Genomic DNA, 19,721 nt, shown 5'->3' on the forward strand with positions numbered 1-19,721 from the left:
ACCAGCTTTCGGTTGGTCAGCTGATTAGAACAGGAAGCCGGCAACGAGGCCGATCAGGGCGAGAGCCTCAACGAAGGCGATGCCCAGGAACATGGTGGTACGAAGCTGGCCGGCCATCTCGGGCTGACGTGCCATGCCCTCGAGAGCCTTTCCGACGAGGATACCGATGCCGAGGCCCGGTCCGATGGTGGCGATGCCGTAACCGAGGGCTCCGAAGTTCAGGGCTGCTTCTGCGTTGTCTGCCTGAGCCAGGATGATGTCGTTCATGAGGTGTCGTTCCCTTTCTGGTGCCCGGTTGTCGGGCTAAGAGGTATTAAATGGGGTTATTCAGTTGACCGTGTGGTCCGCGCCTACCCGGTGACCGGGAAGCCTTTGATCCTCATCAGTGCGAGTCCGCATGCAGCGATAGTTCGATGTACACCGCAACCAGCAGGGCGAAGATATACGCCTGCAGGAAGATGACGATGCACTCGTACACTGTGAACGCGACGGCTGCGAGAATGGTCACACCGGACAGGGCGGTCCAGCCGTTGAACTGCCAGAAGAAGAAGTTCGTGGCAGAGTACAGCAGAACCAGAATGAGGTGTCCGGCAAGGAAGTTGGCCATCAAACGCAGTGCCAGGGTAACCGGCCGCAGGATGAAGGTGGAGAAACACTCGATCGGAATCACGAGCACGTGGAGTGCAGGTGGAATATTCGGAACCACGATCGAGGACTTGATGTACTTGAAGAATCCATAGCGCTTGGCACCCGCATAGATGAAAGCGATGTAACCGGCGACTGCCATGATGATCGGCATACCGATGCGGGCGTTGGGCGAGATGTTGAGACCAGGAATGATCGTGGTCAAGTTCATCATCAGGGTGGCGAAGAAAATGGTCGCCAGGATCGGAAGGAAACGGCGGCCCTCCTTCTTACCCAGAATGTCCTCTGCAATGTGGATACGAACGAAATCGAGCGCGTACTCCGCGATGTTCTGAACGCCATGCGGAATCAGCTTCGGCTTACGCATGGCCCAAAGGAAGAAGACCACCACGATCGCCGTCACGAGAAGACGGATCAGCATCAGGCGGTCAAGTGCGAACCAACCGTTGGCAAAGTCAGCGAACAACAGGTCCACTACCTTGCCATCTTCGGTCACGTGCCCCGGGAAAAATTCGGCGTCCAAATTCGGGGCGTGGAATTCACCCTTCATGGACAGTGTTGTAACGCTCAGCGTTCTCTCCCGTGTTCGGGCCGTGCACGCGTGTTTTGTGCACGGTGCGATGGACGTCTGAAAAACTCTCTGCGATCGTAACGGACTCCGTCGCACATCAGCGCAACGATCACAGGGGACGTGCACCGTGAATGCTTTTCGACGTGCTCAGTCTGCTGCTTCCAAGCTCCACGGCTCAACCCGCGTTATAGACTAACAGGTGATTTCAGCTTTTATCCACGCGGGGCGGGGGCAGGCGAATTTCTTGTTCCCCGGGCCTCGGGAAACCGTGAATGAACAGGCGTTTTACGCTTCTGTTAGGTGTGTCACAGGGCGATTTTAACGAACATTCGGGGGTAGAGATTTTCCACCCATGCCCGGGACGACCCACCGGGAATGCACAGGTTTCCGCTGGTCACGGCTGAAATGTTGCCGAAATGTTGTCATTCCCCGTCGGGAGGGGGAAATCGGAAAAACGGACATCCGGATCTGTGGCCTTTCCCCCATTCGTGCCGGGAAGGCGCCGGTGCTCAGCCGACGTAGGTGACGCGGGAGGTGATAACCCCCCACACCTCGGTACCCAGGACGACCACGAGGGCAAGGACTACCGTGACAAACAGCGCGGTGCGGTCGTAGAACTCCATGTCCTGGATCAGGAAGAGAACAACGAGCAGGACGACGATCTTCAACAGCCAGCTGCCCAGGACCACGGCCCCCGTCGTGGACACCGTCGTATTCGAGGTCAGCAGGACGCTCAGTGCCGTGAGCAGGACGAAACCGCCACCGATGGCGGCCCCGATCAGCACCCCCCAGATCCCCGGGAGATCCCGCACAAAAGAGATCCCCGGGAGATCCCGCACCCCACCCCAGACGGCGAGCGAGATCACGGTGATGATGACAAGGCCCACCGAGCCGAACTTCACCGCCCGCAGCAGCGGTCGCCGGTGATCGTCGAATTCGGACCCGTCGACGGGAGGTTCTGATGCGGCAGCTTGTTCTTTCGTCACGTCGGACGATCCTACCGCCACTGCGTGGCAATCAGATAACAGCTGTGGAAATCAAGAATTGGCCCTTGACCCGCGGAGTACGGGGATCGCGGTGAGCACGGCGGCGCCCACCAGTCCCACCACCACCAGGCCCGCCGCGAAAAGGGGCGGGACCACGGAGAAGCCGACCGCGCCAAAGGCCACCACGGTCACCCACATGTAGAGCACCAGCACCACGCGGCGGTGGGTGTGCCCGATTCTAAGCAGCCGGTGGTGCAGGTGCATCTTGTCGGGGGCGAAGGGCGATTCGCCCTTGCGCACCCTCCTGATCACGGCCATGACCAGGTCGAGCAGCGGAATTGCGACCGCCGCCAGAACCACGATGACCGGGGACATCAGCGCCACCAGGTCGACCGTTCCGTAGAGGCTCATGTTGATCTTCCCGGAAGCGGAGGTCGACGCCGCCGCCAGCAGCAATCCGATGAGCATGGAACCGCTGTCGCCCATGAAAATCCGCGAGGGTTCGAAGTTGTGCGGCAGGAATCCCGCGCAGATTCCCACCAGTGCGGCGGCGATGATTGCCGGCGGATAAGCGGAGACGGCACCGTTTTGATCGAAAAGGATCGTCAGCGAAAACACCAGGATGGCGCTTCCGGCGATCATTCCCACCCCGGCGGCCAGCCCGTCGAGTCCATCGACGAAGTTCAGCGCGTTGATCAGAGCCACGGTGAACAGTGCCGTGATGACGGTCGACTGCACCTGGTCCATGATCAGAGTCGTCCCACCGCCGAAGGGGATGTAGAGCATGGTCCAGGAAAGGCCCAACAGGCTCATCACCACCGCACCGAGAATCTGCCCGACCAGTTTGGTCATCGCGTCGAGATCGAAGAGATCATCGAGAGCGCCGACGACCACGATCACGAATCCTGCCCAGATCACCGCGTTCATCTCGGGTGTGACGGGCATGAACCCCCGGGTCAGGGCCGGAAGCTGGTCCGCAACGAACACGGCACCGAGAAAGCCGCTGAACATGGCCACCCCGCCGAGCCGCGGTTTGGGCTGGGTGTGCACATCGCGGTCACGGATCTCGTTGAGTCGGCCGCTGCGCACCAGCGCCGTGCGGATGATACCGGTTGTCAGGTACGTGATGGCGGCGGCGACCAGGAGCACCAGCCCCAGTTCCCGTAGCGGGATCCCCGCAAACCCGGCGCCCATCTAGCGCAGGCTCTCCGCCGTCACCCCCAGCACCTCACCAATGCGCTCAGCGCTGATCGCCCCCTCACGCAGCAGCTTCGGTACATCACCGGAGATGTCAACGATGGATGAGGGTTCGCCGATGGCGCACTCCCCTCCGTCAAGGTAGACGGAGACGGTTTCATTGAGCTGCTGACGGGCCTGGACCACGGTGCTCGGCGGGGTCTGCCCCGAGATGTTAGCCGAGGACACCGCCATCGGACCGGTCTGGCGGAGCAGTTCGATGGCCACCGGATGCAGGGGCATGCGCAGCATCACCGTCCCCCGCGTGTCACCGAGGTTCCACGGCAGACTGGGCGCCTGCGGGATCACGATCGAGAGCCCGCCCGGCCAGAAGGCTTCGACCAGCGTCCGCGCCTGCGGGGTGTAGTGCTGGACCAGGCCCTGGATGGTGTCCCAGCTGCCCACGAGCACCGGAACCGGCATGTCGGGACCCCGGTGCTTGGCGGCAAGGAGGTTGGCCACGGCCTGGTTGTTGAAGGCGTCACAGCCGAGTCCGTAGAGCGTATCAGTCGGAAGGACAACGAGCTGACCGGCCCTGACCGCATCCACTGCGGCACCGATGCCGATGGTACGGGTTTCCTGATCGGCACAGTCATAGATTCTGCTCACTGCAATTCTCCTATGTCCACTTAGCTTCTAAAAGTTCAAAATCACAGCTTACTCGCCGTGACAAAGCGCGCCCGGCCCGCCAGGTCGCGCATGACACGGACCTCACCGAATCCACCGTGGTCGAGAAAGACCTGCTGGACCGCCTCGGAGGTGGAGTCATCGTGTTCGACGCCCGTCCTCCCGCCGCTGCGCAGCAGGGCGTGGATCAGATCGACCATCTTCTCAATCACATCCATCCCACTCTCCCCGCTGAAGACGGCCATGTGCGGGTCCCGGTAGACCTCCGGTTCCAGCTCACCGGTCTCCGGCACATAGGGAGGATTGGAGACCACGAGATCGACGCCACCGTGCAGCTCGGGGAGCAGCCCCGGATCGGTGGCGTCACCGATGACCAGGTTCACCCCCGGTGCCAGCTCCTCGAGGTTGCGCGCCGCCCAGCGGGCGGCCCCGGGATCCAGCTCCACCGCGGTGACGGAGGCGTCGACAAGCTCATGTGCGATGTAGGCCGCGATGGCACCGGAGCCGGTGCACAGGTCCACCACGGTTGCGGGGCGCTGGCGGACGGCCCACTCGGCCAGCACCTCCGTTTCGGGACGCGGGATGAACACCCCGGGCCCGACCCGGAGATCGAGCGCGCCCATCGGCGCGGTTCCCAGCAGATGCTGCAGCGGGACCCGCGAACAGCGCTTGTCGACGAGCAGGTCGAAGCCCTCCGGCACCGCCTCCCGGGTGTGCAGCGCCACATTGAGCGGGGCGCAGCCCAAAAGGTGGGCGGCGATCAGCCGGGCATCGTTCGCCGGCGACGCCACCCCGGCAGCCTCGAGCCTGGCGGCGGCGGTCCTGAGAGCCTCCCCGAGGGTGCGCACCCTAGGAATCGGCCTCGAGGCGCTCCGCACGCTCGGCCGCGCGCAGGGCGGTGAACAGATCATCGAGTTCACCGTCGAGAACGGAATCCAGGTTGTTCGCCTTGAACCCGATCCGGTGGTCGCTGATGCGGTTCTCCGGCCAGTTGTAGGTGCGGATCCGCTCGGAACGATCCATGGTGCGGATCTGCGCGGCGCGCCCCTGGGCGGCCTCGGCGTCCGCCTCCTCCTCGCGGAGCGCCTGCAGCCGGGCCGCGAGGACCTGCATTGCGCGCGCACGGTTCTGGATCTGCGAACGCTCCTTCTGGCAGGTCACCACGATGCCCGTGGGAAGGTGGGTGATCCGCACCGCCGAGTCGGTGGTGTTGACGCCCTGACCGCCCTTGCCCGATGAACGGTAGACATCGACGCGGATCTCCTTCTCATCGATCTCCACGTCCTCCACCTCCTCGGGTTCGGGATAGACGAGGACACCGGCGGCCGAGGTCTGGATCCGGCCCTGTGATTCGGTCACGGGCACCCGCTGGACACGGTGGACCCCACCCTCGAACTTGAACTGGCTCCACGCACCGTCGCGGGAGGGATGACGCGAACGGATGGACAAGGTTATGTCCTTGACACCGCCGAGGTCGGATTCCGCGGAATCGAGAACCTCGATGACGAAACCGTGCTTGTCGGCGAACTTCTGGTACATGCGCAGCAGATCACCGGCGAACAGAGCCGCCTCCTCACCACCGGCTCCCGCCTTGATCTCCATGACGATGTCCTCGCTGTCGTGGGGGTCGCGCGGGGCGAGCAGATCTGCAAGCTTCTCCTCCAGCTCGACCTCCTCCGCGGCCAGACGTTCGGCCTCGTCGACGAACTCATGGTCCTCATGCGCCATCTCCCGGGCCGCCTCCAGATCCTCACGGACCCGGGTCAGCTCGGTGTGGACATTGATGATCGGCTGCAGCTCGGAGTAGCGTTTGCCCACCCGACGCGCCGCCACGGGATCATCGTGCAGCGATGGATCGGCCATCTGCTCCTCCAGGCCGTGGTACTCGGCCAGGATGTCATCGACAGCGGATACCTGTCCTGCCATCAGGAGTATTCCTCCTCATTCTCGGTTCCGGCCATCGGTGCGCTCGAGGCGACCTGCATGAGGAACTCGGCATTGGACTTGGTCTTCTTCAGCTGCTTGATCAACAGGTCAATGGCCTGCTGGTTGTCCAGCGCGGAGAGGATACGACGCAGCTTGTGCATGACGCGTGCCTCGTCGGGGTTGAGAAGCAGCTCGTCCTTGCGCGTTCCCGAGGGGTTGACGTCCACAGCGGGGAACACCCGCCTCTCGGAGATCTTGCGGTCCAGCTTGAGTTCCGCGTTGCCGGTGCCCTTGAACTCCTCGAAGATCACCGTGTCGCCCGCGGAGCCCGTTTCCACCATCGCGGTGGCGATGATGGTCAGGGAGCCACCGTTTTCAATGTTGCGGGCGGCACCGAGGAAACGCTTCGGCGGGTACAGGGCGTTGGAATCGACACCACCGGACAGGATGCGTCCGGACGCCGGTGAGCTGTTGTTGTAGGCACGACCAAGGCGGGTGATCGAATCCAGCAGCACGACCACGTCCTGCCCCTGTTCGACGAGACGCTTGGCGCGCTCGATCGCCAGTTCGGCCACGGCGGTGTGCTCTGACGGCGGCCGGTCAAAGGTCGAGGAGATAACCTCGCCGTTGACCGAGCGCTGCATGTCGGTGACCTCTTCGGGGCGCTCGTCGACAAGCACGACCATCAGGTAGCACTCGGGGTTGTTGGTGGAGATCGCATTGGCGATATTCTGCAGGATCGTGGTCTTTCCGGCCTTGGGCGGGGAGACGATCAGTGCGCGCTGTCCCTTTCCGATCGGCATGATCAGATCGATGACGCGGGTGGTCAGGATCCGCTGCTCGGTCTCCAGGCGCAGGCGCTGGTTCGGGTACAGCGGGGTCAGCCTGCCGAACTCGGGGCGGTTGCGCGCCTCCTCCGCGGGAAGTCCATTGATCGTCTCCACCCGGGTGAGGTTGTTGTACTTCTGACGGTTGCGGCCACCATAGCTGTTGCCACCACCGTGGTTCATCCGAACCTGTCCGGTCACGGCGTCGCCACTGCGCAGGCCCATCCGACGAATCAGCTGGTTGCTGACGAACACATCAGAGGGTGCCGCGTGGTATCCGGTGGTCCGGACGAAGGCGACATTGGAATCGACGATGTCGAGGATGCCGGCTATGTCCTGCAGCGGCTCATCGTGCTGGGTGGTCTCCTGGGTGTCATTGTCGTTGCGGGCGTTGTCGCGGTGTGCATCGCGATCCCTGCCCCGACGGTTCCTGCGACCGCGCCGTCCTCTGCGATCTTCACCCTGTTCACCATGGTTGCGCTGGTTGTTGCGGCGGTTATTATCGCCGCCGGTCTCGGAGTCGGCCTCACCGGACTGGTTGCGCTGGTTGTTGCGGCGGTTGTTGTCGCCGCCGGTCTCGGAGTCGGCCTCACCGGACTGGTTGCGCTGGTTGTTGCGGCGGTTGTTGTCGCCGCCGGTCTCGGAGTCGGCCTCACCGGACTGGTTGCGCTGGTTGTCCCTGCGCGGTTCCTGCTCCGGCTGCTGCGCATCGGGGTGGTGACCGGTCCGGGTCTCCTCCGGTGCATGCTGGGCATGGTGCTCCGAGGTGGAATCCTGCTGGCCCTGGCGCTGCCTGTTGCGACGCGCGCGGCGTGCTGCGGAGCGTGACTCGTGCCGGTTGTCGGCGTCGGTCTGCTCCTTCGGCTGCTCCGCCCTGTCGTCGCCGGCGGCGGGTTTCTCGGCCGCGGGGCCCTCGGTGGCGAGCTTGGTGGCGGGCTCGTTGGAGGAGGCGTTATCGGATCCGCTCTCCTGCTCGCGGGGCGCTGCTTCTGCCGATGTGGTGCCCGCACGGCGGCGACCCCGTCGGGGTGCCGGGTCGTTCGCCGCGGGTGGGGTTCCGCCCGCCCTGGCGGTGGAAATGGCGCTGATCAGGTCGCCCTTGCGCAGTGCGGAGGTTCCCTTGAGTCCGAGGTCCGCCGCGATCCTGCGCAGTTCCGGCAGGCGAAGGGTGTTCAGTTCACCCTGATTGCCTGCGGTGTTGTCTGTGTCGGTCACAGATATCCTTTCATTGCTTTCCAGTCACGATGATGGTTCCCGCATTGCAAAAGATGGGGCAAGAATTAACTGGAAGCTTCTTCTGTGTAATTGAGGTGTTGTGCCTGGCAGACCGGCTGGGTACGACCTCCGCCCTAGTTGCGGCCGAGATACGCACACAGCGTGAAGGCTGCGTGTCTGACAAGGAAGAAAGACACCCTGGCCACCATTGCTATGTGGCGGTCGAGCGCTCATTCCAGACCGAGTGCGGCATGAAAGCCGACACATCCGAGTGCGCCACTGTTGCTGGTACTCCCCGGCCCGCCGGCCCTCTTTTACGGAGCGCATCCGGCGTTGGTTGTGGGGAATGTGGGGTGCACCGGGATTCCTCTCCCGGCCCTGCCTAGCAATAATAGCGCATCGCCGCTCCCGTGTCTCAATCCCTCAATGATTGTGCCGGGGCCCGTGTCGGCCCCCGGTGCAGGTGGGGCGCCCGGAGGCGCACCCCGCGTCGGGCCCCCCGGTGGTAACGCCTGTGTCCACCCGATGATCTAGGGTTGTATCCATGCTCAGCACGATGCAGGATGTTCCGCTCTCCCTGACCAGAATTCTCGCCTATGGTTCCACGGTGCACTCGGACGCCCTCGTCACCACCTGGGATCGGGGGCAGCAGGAATCGGTGACCTTCGGGGAGATCGGGGCCAGGGTCGCGGCCCTCGCGCATGCGCTGCACGATTCCCTGGGGATCACCGGTGATCAGCGGGTGGCGTCGATGATGTTCAACTGTGCCGAACACCTGGAGACCCTCTTCGCGGTCAGCTGCATGGGCGCGGTGTTCAACCCGCTCAACAAGCAGCTGATGAACGATCAGATCTCCTTCATCATCAACCACGCCGAAGATGAGGTGATCATCGCGGATCCACGGCTGGCTCCGCAGCTCGGTGCCATCCTGCCCGATTGTCCCGGTGTGCGTGCGGTGGTGTTCATCGGGCCCTCGGACCATTCCGAGGCCGCCGCCCATCTGCCGGAGCGGATCGAGACCTATTCCTATGAGTCACTGCTCGACGGCCGCTCCTCGACCTATGACTGGCCGGTGCAGGATGAACGGACAGCGGCTGCGATCTGCTACTCCACCGGCACGACCGGAGCGCCGAAGGGCGTGGTGTACTCCCACCGTTCCCTCTACCTTCAATCCCTGAGTCTGCGCACCACCGATTCACTCGCGGTGACCCACGGTGAGACCTTCCTGTGCTGCGTACCCATCTACCACGTTCTCAGCTGGGGCGTCCCCATCGCCGCGTTCATGTCGGGAACACCGCTGGTAATGCCCGGATCCGATCTCTCCGCGCCGACCCTGGCCACCATTATCGCCACGACCCTGCCGCGCGTCGCCCACGGCGTGCCCACCCTGTGGATCCAGCTGATGGTCCACTATCTCAAGCATCCACCGGAGCGCATGTCCCTACGTGAGCTCTACGTTGGGGGTTCCGCGGTACCGCCGGTGGTGATCACTCTGTGGGAGCAGCGCTACGGCGTCGATGTCATTCACGTCTGGGGCATGACGGAGACGTCCACGGTGGGTACGGTGTCGCGCCCGCCCTCCGGCGTCTCCGGTGAGACAAGGTGGAACTACCGCGTCAGCCAGGGCCGCTTCCCCGCCTCGATCGAGTACCGGGTGGTCAACGACGGCGAGGTGATGGCCTCCACCGACCGCAACGAGGGCGAGATCCAGGTTCGTGGCCCCTGGGTGACCGGAAGCTACTTCCACTCCCCGCAGGAGGAGCAGGGCGGACTCGCGCATTCCTTCCACGGGGAGGATGTCGATGACGCGCCGGGGCAGTTCAGCGCCGACGGCTGGCTCCGCACCGGCGATGTCGGCTCCGTGTCCAGCGATGGATTCCTGACCATCCAGGACCGCGCCCGTGACGTGATCCGCTCGGGCGGTGAATGGATCTACTCCGCACAGCTGGAGAACCTGATCATGGCCACCGACGAGGTCGTCGAGTGCGCGGTCATCGGTTTCCCCGATGACAAGTGGGTGGAGCGGCCGCTCGCGGTGACCCTTCTCAGCGCGGGGGTGGAACCCTCCAGGGAAACCGCGGAGCATCTGCGGGATCAGTTGAGATCTAGTCTGCCCAACTGGATGCTGCCGGAGTACTGGACCTTCGTCGATGAGATCGACAAGACCTCGGTGGGTAAGTTCGATAAGAAGGATCTGCGCCTGCACCTGGCGGATGGTGATTTCGAGGTGATCAAATTGAAGGGTCCGGGAGAGAAATAGCCCAAAACGGCGCCGCGAATCCGTAGGATCGTGGGGACATGAGCATCCCTCTCAAGCTTCAGCCCCCGCCGAGCGCCCCCGCCGCCGATCTCCCCGCGCCGCGGGTGGACGGCTCCCGCACGCTCGTCGACCGCTTCGGTCGGGTGGCGCGCGATCTGCGGGTCTCCCTGACGGACCGTTGCAACCTGCGGTGCAGCTACTGCATGCCGGCCGAGGGCCTGGAGTGGATGCCTTCAGCGGACATGCTCAATGACGCCGAGATCCAACGCCTGATCACCCTCGCGGTGTCACGGCTGGGCATCAGGCAGATCCGCTTCACCGGGGGTGAACCGCTGCTGCGCAAGAACCTCGAGGGGATCATCGCTGCGACGTCGTCTCTTGTCACCGATGAGGGTGCGCCGGTGCGGATCGCCCTGACCACCAACGGCATCGGCCTTCATCACCGCATCGAGGGGCTGCGGGCCGCGGGCCTGCACCGCGTCAACATCTCCCTGGACACCATCGACGCCCGCCGGTACACGGCGATGACCAGACGCGACAGGCTCTCCGGTGTCCTGCGCAGCATCGATGCCTGTCTGCGGGCCGGTATGGACCCGGTGAAGATCAACGCCGTGGTCATGCCGGGAGTCAACGAGGTCGACATCGTCCCCCTGGCGTCCTACTGCGTCAACCGTGGTGCGCAGCTGCGGTTCATCGAGCAGATGCCCCTGGGGCCCCGCGACCAGTGGCGGCGCGGGGACATGGTCACCGCGCGCGACATTCTCGCCAGGCTGCGGACCCGCTTCGAGATGTTCGAGGTCGGCGATCCCCGGGGTGCCGCCCCCGCGGCCCTGTGGAATGTCAGGGACACGGCCACCGGCGTGCGCGGTCAGCTCGGCGTGATAGCCTCAGTAACCCGCCCCTTCTGCGGCGACTGCGATCGCAGCCGCCTCACCAGCGACGGCACCATCCGCAACTGCCTCTTCTCCAGGGCCGAGACGCCGCTGCGGAACCTGATGCGCTCGGGGGCGGACGATGATGAGCTCGCCCGTGCCTGGGCGTCGGCGATGTGGGAAAAGAAGCCCGGGCACGGCATCGACGACCCGGGTTTCCTCCAGCCCGATCGGCCCATGTCCGCGATCGGGGGGTGAAGCGGATGAACGGGCCTGTGTCGATGGATCACTATCTCGACCTCCTCCTGTCCGGGATCTCCCCCCTCCCGCCGCGGGCCGTGACCGATCTGCGCGCCGATCCCCTCAGCACCCTCAGCAGCGATGCCATCGCACAACGGGCGGTACCCCCCTTCGACAACTCCGCGGTCGACGGCTACCTGATCGCCCGCACCGATGTGGCGGGAACCGGGCCCTGGACGCTGCCGGTCTCCGGTGACGTCCCCGCGGGTTCCGCCCCCGGTGCGCTCCCACCCGGACACGCCCTGCGGGTGATGACGGGCGCGCCGGTGCCACGGGGTGCGGATCTCATCGTCGTCCCCGTGGAGGACACCGACTCCCCCGCCGATCTCAGCCTCCCGCCGGCGGTGACGGTGTGCGGGCTGCGGGCGTCGAAAAGCAACATCCGCCGCGCCGGTGAGCACCTGGACGCAGGTCAGGTGGCGGTGCGTGCCGGGACCCCGCTGGACGCGGGAACCGTGGCCGCCCTGATCTCGGCGGGGGCCGTGCGTATCGACGCCCACCCCTGCCCCGTGGTCACGGTGGTGACCACGGGCGACGAGGTCGGTGGCGGCGGCACATGGTCCATCCCCAACTCCAATGGCCCCATGGTCGTTGAGGCCCTGCGCTGCCTGCTGCTGAAGGCGCGCCACATCCACGTACCCGATGAGGAGGAGCACCTGATCCGGGCGCTCGACCGCGCCCATGCCGAATCCGATCTCATAGTCACAGTCGGCGGAATATCAGCCGGTGCCTTCGATGTGGTCAAGGCGGTGGGCCTGCGCACCTCATCGCTAACCTTCACCAGGGTGGCGATGCGCCCGGGCGGGCCCCAGGGACACGGAGCATGGAGAACAACACCGGTGGTCTGCCTGCCCGGCAATCCCCTTGCCACCTGGGTGAGCCTGCATCTTTTCGGCATCCCCGTCATCCGGCGTCTCGCCGGCGCACCGGCCCAGGTGTCGGTGACCCAGCGTGCGCATCTGAGGCTGAAATCGGACCGCGACATCGCCCACGCGGGGAGTTCCGTGACGCTCCATCCCGTGACCATCGACTGGGCGAGCGGAACCGCGCATTCCCGCGCCCACCGTTCCCACATGGTCGGGGCCCTCGCCGGGTGCACCGGGATCGCCGTGGTGCGCTCCCCCGTCGCGGCGGGTGAGGGCATCGACGTGATCGTTCTCCAGGCGGTGTAGCGGGTGCGGGAGCCGTGCATGGATGTCATCGTCCTGGCCGGGGGTCGCGGCCGTCGCATGGGTGGCAGGGACAAGGCCCTCCTCCGGGTGGGTGGACGGCGCCTGATAGACCATCTCCTCAGCGGGCTCGGTGAGATCGGCGGTGTGAACAGGGTGGTGGTTGTCTCGAGCAGGATCACCACCGCAGATGTCGGAGTCCCCGTGGTCAAGGAGGATCGCCCATTCTCCGGGCCCGTGCCGGCGATTCTCGCCGGTCTCGGGGCGCTTCGCCATCAGCCCGCCGCGGCGACCGCCGTGCTGGCCGTGGACGCGCCCCTCTCCCCCTCCCTGCTCCCGGATCTTCACCGCGCCCTGCTCGGGGGCCGGGCCGACGCCGCCGTCATACGTTCAGGTGACGGTCGGGTGCAACCGCTGTGCGCGGTATGGACGACACGATCACTGTGGTGCTGCATCACCGCCATGGGAGACACGGACAACCAGTCGGTGATGACGCTGATCAAGGCTGCGGGACGGGTGGTGGAGCTCGCCGGAACCGGTGCGGAGCGCGACTATGACACCGTCGGGGACCTCGCCCTTTTCCCGGAGGATGGCACACCCTGAGGAATCGGCGGCGGGATGTGCTAGGCTCCCGTACTTTAAGCTCCCATCCGCAACGCCCAATGAAGGTCATCCGCTGTGAAAGACAACAGGGACAACACCGCACCACCGGCGGTGGCCGAGTTCTTCACCGAATTCCACGCACTCAGTGCGAAACAGCGTGAGGTGCTCAACTGCCTCAGGAGCTTCCCCCGGGGAGCCCGCGCGGCCGATGTCGCCGGGGCCCTGGACATGCATGTCAACACCGCCCGTGGCCACCTGGATGAGCTCCACGAGAAGCACGCGGTGCGCGTTGTCACCGCCCCCACCCAGGGGCGGGGCCGCCCGAGCCTGGTGTTCAGCAGCCGGGTACCGGACAACCGTGCGATGGTGCACGAGTACATCTCACTCATCGAACTGATGTCCACGATGATCGCAGACCGGATCGATGATCGGGAGCTGCGGGAGCACGCGACGGCCATCGGGGCGCAGTGGGCGGCCGGTCTGGATGCCGGCGACCTCACCTACCCCGGCATCGAGGATGCACTCGGGCCGTTGCTCCACCGCCTCCGGCAGATGGGTTTCGATCCCTCGCTTACACAACGGGACGCCCGGTGCCAGTCGATCGTGCTCAACAGCTGCCCCTTCGTCAAGGGGGGACAACCGCCGTCCAGGTTCGTCTGCACCATCCATGAGGGTTTCATCAAGAAACTGCTCGGCGACCGGGAAGGCATGGATATCGAACTCAATCCACTCAGCGTCCCCGGTGGCTGCACCGTGGAGCTCCGTCAGACAGGTGATGCGGACCAGCGGTGATCCGCCACCGGCCCGGATTCATGTGCCCAGGCGCTTAGGCCACGGACTAGGTCTGGCTGACCTCGACGCGCACCGGTCCCGCGACCTTGAGTTCAAGCACGCGCAAACCGGATTCCCTGGCGTCCTCGAGGATCTTGCCCGACACCGGCTCCGTGGACAGCACCATCACCGTGGGTCCGGCACCGGAGAGGTAGGCGGCGTATCCCCGATTGCGCAGGCGGTTGACCCATTCCGCGGTCACCGGGAGCACATCGGCACGATAGGGCTGGTGGAGGCGGTCCCTGGTCCCCTCCCACAGCAGATCCGGACGGCTCTGCAGGGCGACGGTCATCACCGCGCAGCGGGAGACATTGAAGCGGGCGTCCACATGGGTGACATCGGAGGGAAGAACCCGCCGCACCGCCTCCGTGGAGGCGTGGAAATCCGGTACGAAGGCGGTGGCCCGGATATCCGCGTGCACGGTGAGCGGGACGGCACGGTAGATGGTCTGGCTCTTGCCATCGACGGGGACGTCGGTCCACGAGACCACGGCACCGCCGAGTACCGAGGCCGAGGCGTTGTCCGGGTGTCCCTCGAAGGCCGAGGCCAGCTGGACCACCTGGTCGACGGTCAGCGGGAAACCGGCCAGGCCGTTTGCCGCCGCCACCCCCGCCACGGCCGCCGCCGCGGAGGATCCCAGTCCGCGGGACTGGGGAATGTTGTTGTGGCAGACGAGCCGGAGACCGGGAACCTCGGCGTCGGCGGCCTTGAGCGCGGAGCGGATCGCCTTGACCACCAGATGCGAGCCGTCCAGCGGTACCTCACCCTGACCCTCACCGAAGACCTCCACCTCCAATCCGGCGGGGACGATCTCCACCTCGACGGTGTCATAGACCGACAGCGCAAGACCGAGGGTGTCGAAACCGGGGCCGAGGTTCGCCGAGGATCCGGGCACGGTCACGGTCACCTTGCGGCCCACATTCAGTTCAATGGGCATTGTGAGATTTAGTCCCTTTCCAGACGGATGACGCTGTTGATTTCCTTGACAACGGGCATGTCCTTCAGCGCCTCGACGGTGGCGTGCAGGTCGGATTCGAGCGCGGAGTGGGTGACCACGATCAGCCGCGCGTGCTCCCCGACCTCCTCCTGGCGGATGGTGCGCAGGGAGATGCCGCGATCGGAGAAGAGGCTGGCGAGCTCGGCGAGCACTCCGACGCGATCGACGACCTCCATGTCCACGTGATAGCGGGTCGGGGTGTCGCCGAAGTCCGCGATGGGGAGGTTGGCGTAGGTCGAGGCCCCCGGGGCGCGTCCGCCGTGGACCTTGTTGCGGGCTGCACCCACGACATCGCCGAGGACGGCCGAGGCGGTGGGCGCGCCACCTGCACCGTTGCCGTAGAACATCAGCCGACCGGCGGCCTCTGCCTCGACGAACACGGCATTGAAGGACTTGTTCACACTGGCCAGCGGGTGGTCACGGGGAATAAGGGTGGGATGCACCCGCGCGGAGATCGCCTGATTTCCGTCCTTGTCCGTGATCTTCTCGCAGATGGCCAGAAGCTTGATTGTGTGCCCCGCCTGCTTGGCGGCATCAATGTCGCCGGCGGTGATCGAGGAGATCCCCTCACAGTAGACATCATCGATGGTGACCCGGGTGTGGAAGGCCAGAGACGCGAGGATCGCCGCCTTCGAGGCGGCATCGTGGCCCTCGACGTCCGCGGTGGGGTCGGCCTCGGCGTAACCCAGGCGGGTCGCCTCCGCCAGCATGTCATCGTAGTTCGCGCCGGTGGAATCCATGGCGTCCAGGATGAAGTTGGTGGTGCCGTTGACGATACCCATCACCGACTGGATCTGGTCGCCGGCGAGGGAGCGGCGCAGGGGGCCGACAACGGGGATGGCGGCTGCAACGGCGGCCTCGTAGTAGAGATCGACGTTTGACGCCTCCGCGGCGTCGTCAAGCTCGGCGGAGTGCGCGGCCACGAGCGCCTTGTTGGCGGTGACCACGGATTTGCCCGCCTTGAGTGCGGCGAGGACGACCTGCCGTGCGTAGTCGATGCCGCCGATGACCTCGACGACGATATCGACATCATCGCGGGCGATGAGGGCGAAGGCGTCCTCGGTCAGCAGCTCCGGTGCCACCCCGGCGCGTGGCTTGGAGGTATCGGAGACCGCGACCCCCTTGAGCACCAGGGGACCACCGATACGGTGTTCGAGTTCGCCCGCGTACTCGGTCATCAGGCGCAGCACCTCGGAGCCGACGGTTCCATAGCCCAGTAGGGCGACACCGACCGGTGAGCCGGGTCCTTTTCCGGGGTTGAAGCTGTTCTCGGATGTGCTGGTCATAGTAATCCTGGTGCTCCTGTGGGTGCCTCGTTGATGCGGACCGCCCGACCTTTGCGCCGGGCCACTGTGCCAGTATAGACAAAGCGGTCTTAATAATTGCGGTCGGGTGAGGTGGACGGGTTGTAACCTCCGTCAGCTTAATCGTTTCACGGTTGTTTGAACATTCCCGGAACCGTGGTCCCCTCCGGCGCTCAGTATCCGAAGGGACCTGGAAGATAGCCATCCTCCTGCGCCCGGCGGTACATGTCCACCTTCGTGTTCGCGGGTCGACCCGCCTGCGCGTACTTCTTCCGAATCCTGTTGAGGTAGTCCTGCACAGTTTCGGTGGACAGACCGATGGCGGAGGCGACCTGTTTCGCCGATTCGCCCGATGCGTACAGCTCCAGCACCTCCAGCTGGCGCGGGGAGAGGTCGACCGCACCGAGGAACGGGTCCGAGTCGATGATGCTCGCCCAGTCCGCCGTCGCATAGGTGTCCCCCTTGCACACAGTCATGATCGCCTCGGCGATGTCCTCGGCGGTGGCGGTCTTTTCCAGGATCCCGGCCGCGCCGGCGTTGAGGGCGCGTCTGGTCAGGTAGGGACTCACCAGCGACGAGAAGATCAGTGCCGGAATCCCCAGTTCCTGAAACCGCTTGACGTTCGTGTACGGGTCCGATCCGTCCGCGAGCCTGAGATCGAGCATGACCAGATCCACGGTGTGCGCAGAGTCCTCGGTAACGAAGTGGCAGGCGTCATCCACAGACTGGAAGGAACCGACCAGTGCGAAGTTGGAGAACCTTTCCAGCAGCGCGGCGGTGCCGGTGAGGGCTACGGTGTGGTCGTCCACGGCAATGATATTTAGGGCCATGAATACAGAATAGGACACGGATGAGGACTGGACAGACACTGGCCAGGGCATGTTTTGAACTGTGTTCAATACCTCACACCACGGCGGCCTCTCCGGGTGCCCCGCCGGCCAGAGCACCCGGGGCCCTAAGGCCGGAGGCCCTTCCCTGCAACCGAAGGCACCGGTCGGGCCGCGTCCCGGGCGGGATCACCGCGGTGTCGGCGAGTCCTACGCGGGAATCCGCTCCAACCTCGATTCCTCGGCGCCGGCCCGACGCATCATAACCGTGGCAAAGGTCGGCCGACCCCGGGGAAGCACCCGCACGGTCACCGAATCCCCCGAACCGGCGGCGTCAAGGCAGGGAAGCAGCACAGCATTCAAACGGGCCATCGCCTCCCCCGGTCCCGGGGGTGATGATGTGGCATCCCTGGCGGAACGGTCGTCGAGAAGCTTCACCCTGGCACCGCGCAACCGCGCGTCCCAGGTGGCGGCGGTGATGGAAGGGACGTCGAGAAGCGGTGAGCGTATGGAGTCACGCAGCCGTCTTTCCATCAGGTGCGCGGCCGTGGCCTGCTGCTCGGCGCTGCGATCGGCACGGAACAGCTCGCGGAAGCGGTGGTCGAGCCATTCCTGCGAGCGCGCGACGAATTCGTGTCTGGTGCGTTCCATCGTCGCGTCGACGTCGAGGGTCCGGCGATCGGCGAGCAGAAGCGGAAGCCCATCGGAAATCCTCTTGACCATCCACGGCAGCAGCACGGAGGGGACCAGAACCATCGTGTGCCACCAGGAGTGCGGGAGCGCGAGAAACATGGACTGGTATCCGAGAGAGTGGAAGACCATTCCGATGACCATGCACCCCACCCAGGAGAGCGTGCCCGCGAGCGGACGGCTGCGCAGCGCCAGAAGGGCGGCCAGGAGGGTCCCCACCCAGGGGAACCAGTTGTTGGGCCAGGTCGGCTCATCAACGATGTCCACCGCGGCGGCCAGCGCATAGAACACCCAGGTTGACAGGATCGCGAGCACAACAAGGCGGGGTGGAAGCTGCTCGTCGCGGTGCTGCACCATCGACCACAGTGCCACGCCCGCCGCGATCAGTGAGCCCACCCAGAAAAGGGGCCTGGTTTGATCATTGGTCAGTGACATGGCGAGAAACAGCAGCCACACACCGACGGCGAACAGGGGCCGGTAAATGTCCGCGAACCCCATCGATCCGTACACCGAGGGCAGCTCGCGCTCGGGCAGTTCATCGCCGGTGGGGTGCAGGCCGGGGCACCCGACCTGCTGGGACCATCCGACAACGACCTCGGTCCCCTGCCCCGGGCTGCCGATCACCTCCGCGGTGCAACCGTCGGTGTGCCGCAGCCGACCGAGGACGCTGACACGAATGCCCGCGCGGTCATCGGCCACACCCGCGGTGGTGAATCCCGGCCCGTCATCGACCAGCGAGGCACGGATCCTCAACCCGTTGTCCGCCACCACCGCCACCGAGAGTCGCGCATGCGATCCGCCCGCGTGTTCGGCAACGTTGGCGGCAGCCTGCCGAAGTGCATCGGTGAGCGCCTCGGCAACGTCGGCGGGCACCCGCAGGTGCATGAGGGATTCGGCACCGGATACGGAGATGGTCGTATCCGGGTACTCCTCGGTGACGGCGGCGGAGATCCCGGTGATCATGTCATGCAGTACCTCATCCGTGCCCGGGTCCACCTCCGCCGCCCCACCCATCAACCCGGCTATGCTGTCGGCGGTCACCGGCACCGTCCCGCGCCACAGTGCGGACAGCTGCGTGAGGACGTGATCGTGGATATAGGCCATGAAACGGTTCGCAGAATCCGCGAGCGCCTTCTCTCTGGCCAGGACCAGTGACTCCCGGCGGGTCCTGTCCACGGCCCGGTCAATGGTTCGCGTTGTGTTCAGACCGTTGGAGATGAGGTAGAGAAACGGGCCGACGGGTACCACCGCGTGCACCACCTCGAGAAGCAGTCCGAACCCGAGCGGACTGCCCTGGTTCACGGCCGCGGACAGCATCACCGCCGCCAGGGCGATGCCTATCGACGCCGCCCCGGGCCACGCCGCAACCAGCAGGGCTGCGGGGACGGCCGAAAAATCACCGAGTTTGATCGGTTCGAACAATGAGTTCCCCGCGGCGCACCGCATAACCAGGTGTGCGAGCACGAGAAGGATGTAGATCCCGGCGGCGGTGCCCATAACCGGCGAGTAGAGACGCCTGAGGTGGAATACACCGGTGAGGGTTACCGCAACCGCCCCCGCGACAAGGAGCCACCACGATCCCCAGGCCACCACCTGTGCGGGGGTTCCGGCCGCCGGATCCAAACGGTGGGGCATCATCCGGAGGGTCTGGTACAGCAGGGCGATCCAGGCCAGTCCCCCACCGATCGCGATAACCCGCAGCAGCGAATCGGTCGCGGCGCCGCGGGGCCCGGTCCCCCTGTCCGCCGGGGGTGCCGGCGTGTACGTGCCGTGCCGGACCGCGGGCGCGAAGAAATCGGCGGGCAGACCCGAGCTGTCGAGAGAGCCGGTCACGC

The 19,721-nt window shown here is 65.3% G+C and carries 17 protein-coding genes; 5 read left to right on the top strand and 12 right to left on the bottom strand.

Annotation, left to right across the window (positions count from 1 at the left end; translation table 11 throughout):
* Positions 1 to 24: 24 nt before the first annotated feature.
* The 8 genes from B7E02_RS09510 to rho form a co-directional block, all read right to left on the bottom strand.
* On the bottom strand, positions 25 to 267 hold the full coding sequence (locus tag B7E02_RS09510; RefSeq protein ID WP_080795405.1) for an ATP synthase F0 subunit C: 243 nt from the start codon (positions 265 to 267) through the stop codon (positions 25 to 27).
* Between the two features lie 115 nt (positions 268 to 382).
* The gene (gene atpB / locus B7E02_RS09515; protein WP_080795408.1) at positions 383 to 1,195 is read right to left on the bottom strand and encodes a F0F1 ATP synthase subunit A; all 813 of its coding nucleotides are present in this window, start codon (positions 1,193 to 1,195) and stop codon (positions 383 to 385) included.
* 530 nt (positions 1,196 to 1,725) lie between these two features.
* Entirely contained in the window at positions 1,726 to 2,202 is a 477-nt protein-coding gene (locus B7E02_RS09520) for a Cg1360 family ATP-synthase-associated protein (RefSeq protein WP_080795410.1), read from the bottom strand.
* Positions 2,203 to 2,253: 51 nt separating this feature from the next.
* Positions 2,254 to 3,396: an MraY family glycosyltransferase gene (locus B7E02_RS09525; RefSeq protein WP_080795413.1), complete on the bottom strand. Its 1,143-nt coding sequence runs from the start codon at positions 3,394 to 3,396 to the stop codon at positions 2,254 to 2,256.
* A complete protein-coding gene (locus tag B7E02_RS09530) occupies positions 3,397 to 4,047 on the bottom strand; it encodes an L-threonylcarbamoyladenylate synthase (protein ID WP_080795416.1) in 651 nt (216 codons plus the stop codon).
* Positions 4,048 to 4,088: 41 nt separating this feature from the next.
* Positions 4,089 to 4,913 (bottom strand): peptide chain release factor N(5)-glutamine methyltransferase, encoded by an 825-nt coding sequence (gene prmC, locus B7E02_RS09535; protein WP_080795419.1) that lies wholly within the window; start codon positions 4,911 to 4,913, stop codon positions 4,089 to 4,091.
* A 1-nt stretch (position 4,914) separates the two neighbouring features.
* On the bottom strand, positions 4,915 to 5,991 hold the full coding sequence (gene prfA / locus B7E02_RS09540) for a peptide chain release factor 1 (RefSeq protein WP_080795421.1): 1,077 nt from the start codon (positions 5,989 to 5,991) through the stop codon (positions 4,915 to 4,917).
* Complete coding sequence (gene rho, locus B7E02_RS09545; RefSeq protein ID WP_080795422.1) at positions 5,991 to 8,033, bottom strand: transcription termination factor Rho; 2,043 nt, start codon at positions 8,031 to 8,033, stop codon at positions 5,991 to 5,993. Before rho ends, prfA begins: the two co-directional genes overlap by 1 nt.
* 544 nt (positions 8,034 to 8,577) lie before the next feature.
* Between rho and B7E02_RS09550 the strand changes: the two genes are divergently transcribed.
* From B7E02_RS09550 to B7E02_RS09570, 5 genes are all read left to right on the top strand, one after another.
* Entirely contained in the window at positions 8,578 to 10,293 is a 1,716-nt protein-coding gene (locus tag B7E02_RS09550; RefSeq protein ID WP_080795425.1) for a long-chain fatty-acid--CoA ligase, read from the top strand.
* A 38-nt stretch (positions 10,294 to 10,331) separates the two neighbouring features.
* A complete protein-coding gene (gene moaA / locus B7E02_RS09555; protein WP_080795428.1) occupies positions 10,332 to 11,423 on the top strand; it encodes a GTP 3',8-cyclase MoaA in 1,092 nt (363 codons plus the stop codon).
* 5 nt (positions 11,424 to 11,428) lie between these two features.
* Entirely contained in the window at positions 11,429 to 12,637 is a 1,209-nt protein-coding gene (locus B7E02_RS09560; protein WP_080795431.1) for a molybdopterin molybdotransferase MoeA, read from the top strand.
* A gap of 18 nt (positions 12,638 to 12,655) precedes the next feature.
* Positions 12,656 to 13,237, top strand: a complete 582-nt coding sequence (gene mobA, locus B7E02_RS09565) for a molybdenum cofactor guanylyltransferase (RefSeq protein ID WP_080795434.1) — start codon at positions 12,656 to 12,658, stop codon at positions 13,235 to 13,237.
* 75 nt (positions 13,238 to 13,312) lie between these two features.
* Positions 13,313 to 14,029: a helix-turn-helix transcriptional regulator gene (locus tag B7E02_RS09570; RefSeq protein ID WP_080795437.1), complete on the top strand. Its 717-nt coding sequence runs from the start codon at positions 13,313 to 13,315 to the stop codon at positions 14,027 to 14,029.
* Positions 14,030 to 14,075: 46 nt separating this feature from the next.
* Here the strand turns inward: B7E02_RS09570 and thrB are convergent, their stop codons facing one another.
* The 4 genes from thrB to B7E02_RS09590 all read right to left on the bottom strand — a co-directional run bounded on the left by thrB (position 14,076) and on the right by B7E02_RS09590 (position 19,719).
* Positions 14,076 to 15,005: a homoserine kinase gene (gene thrB / locus B7E02_RS09575; RefSeq protein ID WP_080795440.1), complete on the bottom strand. Its 930-nt coding sequence runs from the start codon at positions 15,003 to 15,005 to the stop codon at positions 14,076 to 14,078.
* 8 nt (positions 15,006 to 15,013) lie between these two features.
* Entirely contained in the window at positions 15,014 to 16,351 is a 1,338-nt protein-coding gene (locus tag B7E02_RS09580) for a homoserine dehydrogenase (RefSeq protein WP_080795443.1), read from the bottom strand.
* 191 nt (positions 16,352 to 16,542) lie between these two features.
* Positions 16,543 to 17,199, bottom strand: a complete 657-nt coding sequence (locus tag B7E02_RS09585; RefSeq protein WP_080796878.1) for a response regulator transcription factor — start codon at positions 17,197 to 17,199, stop codon at positions 16,543 to 16,545.
* 207 nt (positions 17,200 to 17,406) lie between these two features.
* On the bottom strand, positions 17,407 to 19,719 hold the full coding sequence (locus B7E02_RS09590; protein ID WP_080795445.1) for a sensor histidine kinase: 2,313 nt from the start codon (positions 19,717 to 19,719) through the stop codon (positions 17,407 to 17,409).
* Positions 19,720 to 19,721 lie beyond the last annotated feature (2 nt).

Source organism: Corynebacterium pacaense (assembly GCF_900169525.1).
GTDB lineage: Bacteria > Actinomycetota > Actinomycetes > Mycobacteriales > Mycobacteriaceae > Corynebacterium > Corynebacterium pacaense.

Bases quoted from the DNA above. Each gene is read 5' to 3' on its own strand.
- B7E02_RS09510 (WP_080795405.1), bottom strand. From the start codon at position 267: ATGAACGACATCATCCTGGCTCAGGCAGACAACGCAGAAGCAGCCCTG.
- atpB (WP_080795408.1), bottom strand. From the start codon at position 1,195: ATGAAGGGTGAATTCCACGCCCCGAATTTGGACGCCGAATTTTTCCCG.
- B7E02_RS09525 (WP_080795413.1), bottom strand. From the start codon at position 3,396: ATGGGCGCCGGGTTTGCGGGGATCCCGCTACGGGAACTGGGGCTGGTG.
- prfA (WP_080795421.1), bottom strand. From the start codon at position 5,991: ATGGCAGGACAGGTATCCGCTGTCGATGACATCCTGGCCGAGTACCAC.
- B7E02_RS09550 (WP_080795425.1), top strand. From the start codon at position 8,578: ATGCTCAGCACGATGCAGGATGTTCCGCTCTCCCTGACCAGAATTCTC.
- moaA (WP_080795428.1), top strand. From the start codon at position 10,332: ATGAGCATCCCTCTCAAGCTTCAGCCCCCGCCGAGCGCCCCCGCCGCC.
- B7E02_RS09560 (WP_080795431.1), top strand. From the start codon at position 11,429: ATGAACGGGCCTGTGTCGATGGATCACTATCTCGACCTCCTCCTGTCC.
- mobA (WP_080795434.1), top strand. From the start codon at position 12,656: ATGGATGTCATCGTCCTGGCCGGGGGTCGCGGCCGTCGCATGGGTGGC.
- thrB (WP_080795440.1), bottom strand. From the start codon at position 15,005: ATGCCCATTGAACTGAATGTGGGCCGCAAGGTGACCGTGACCGTGCCC.
- B7E02_RS09580 (WP_080795443.1), bottom strand. From the start codon at position 16,351: ATGACCAGCACATCCGAGAACAGCTTCAACCCCGGAAAAGGACCCGGC.
- B7E02_RS09585 (WP_080796878.1), bottom strand. From the start codon at position 17,199: ATGGCCCTAAATATCATTGCCGTGGACGACCACACCGTAGCCCTCACC.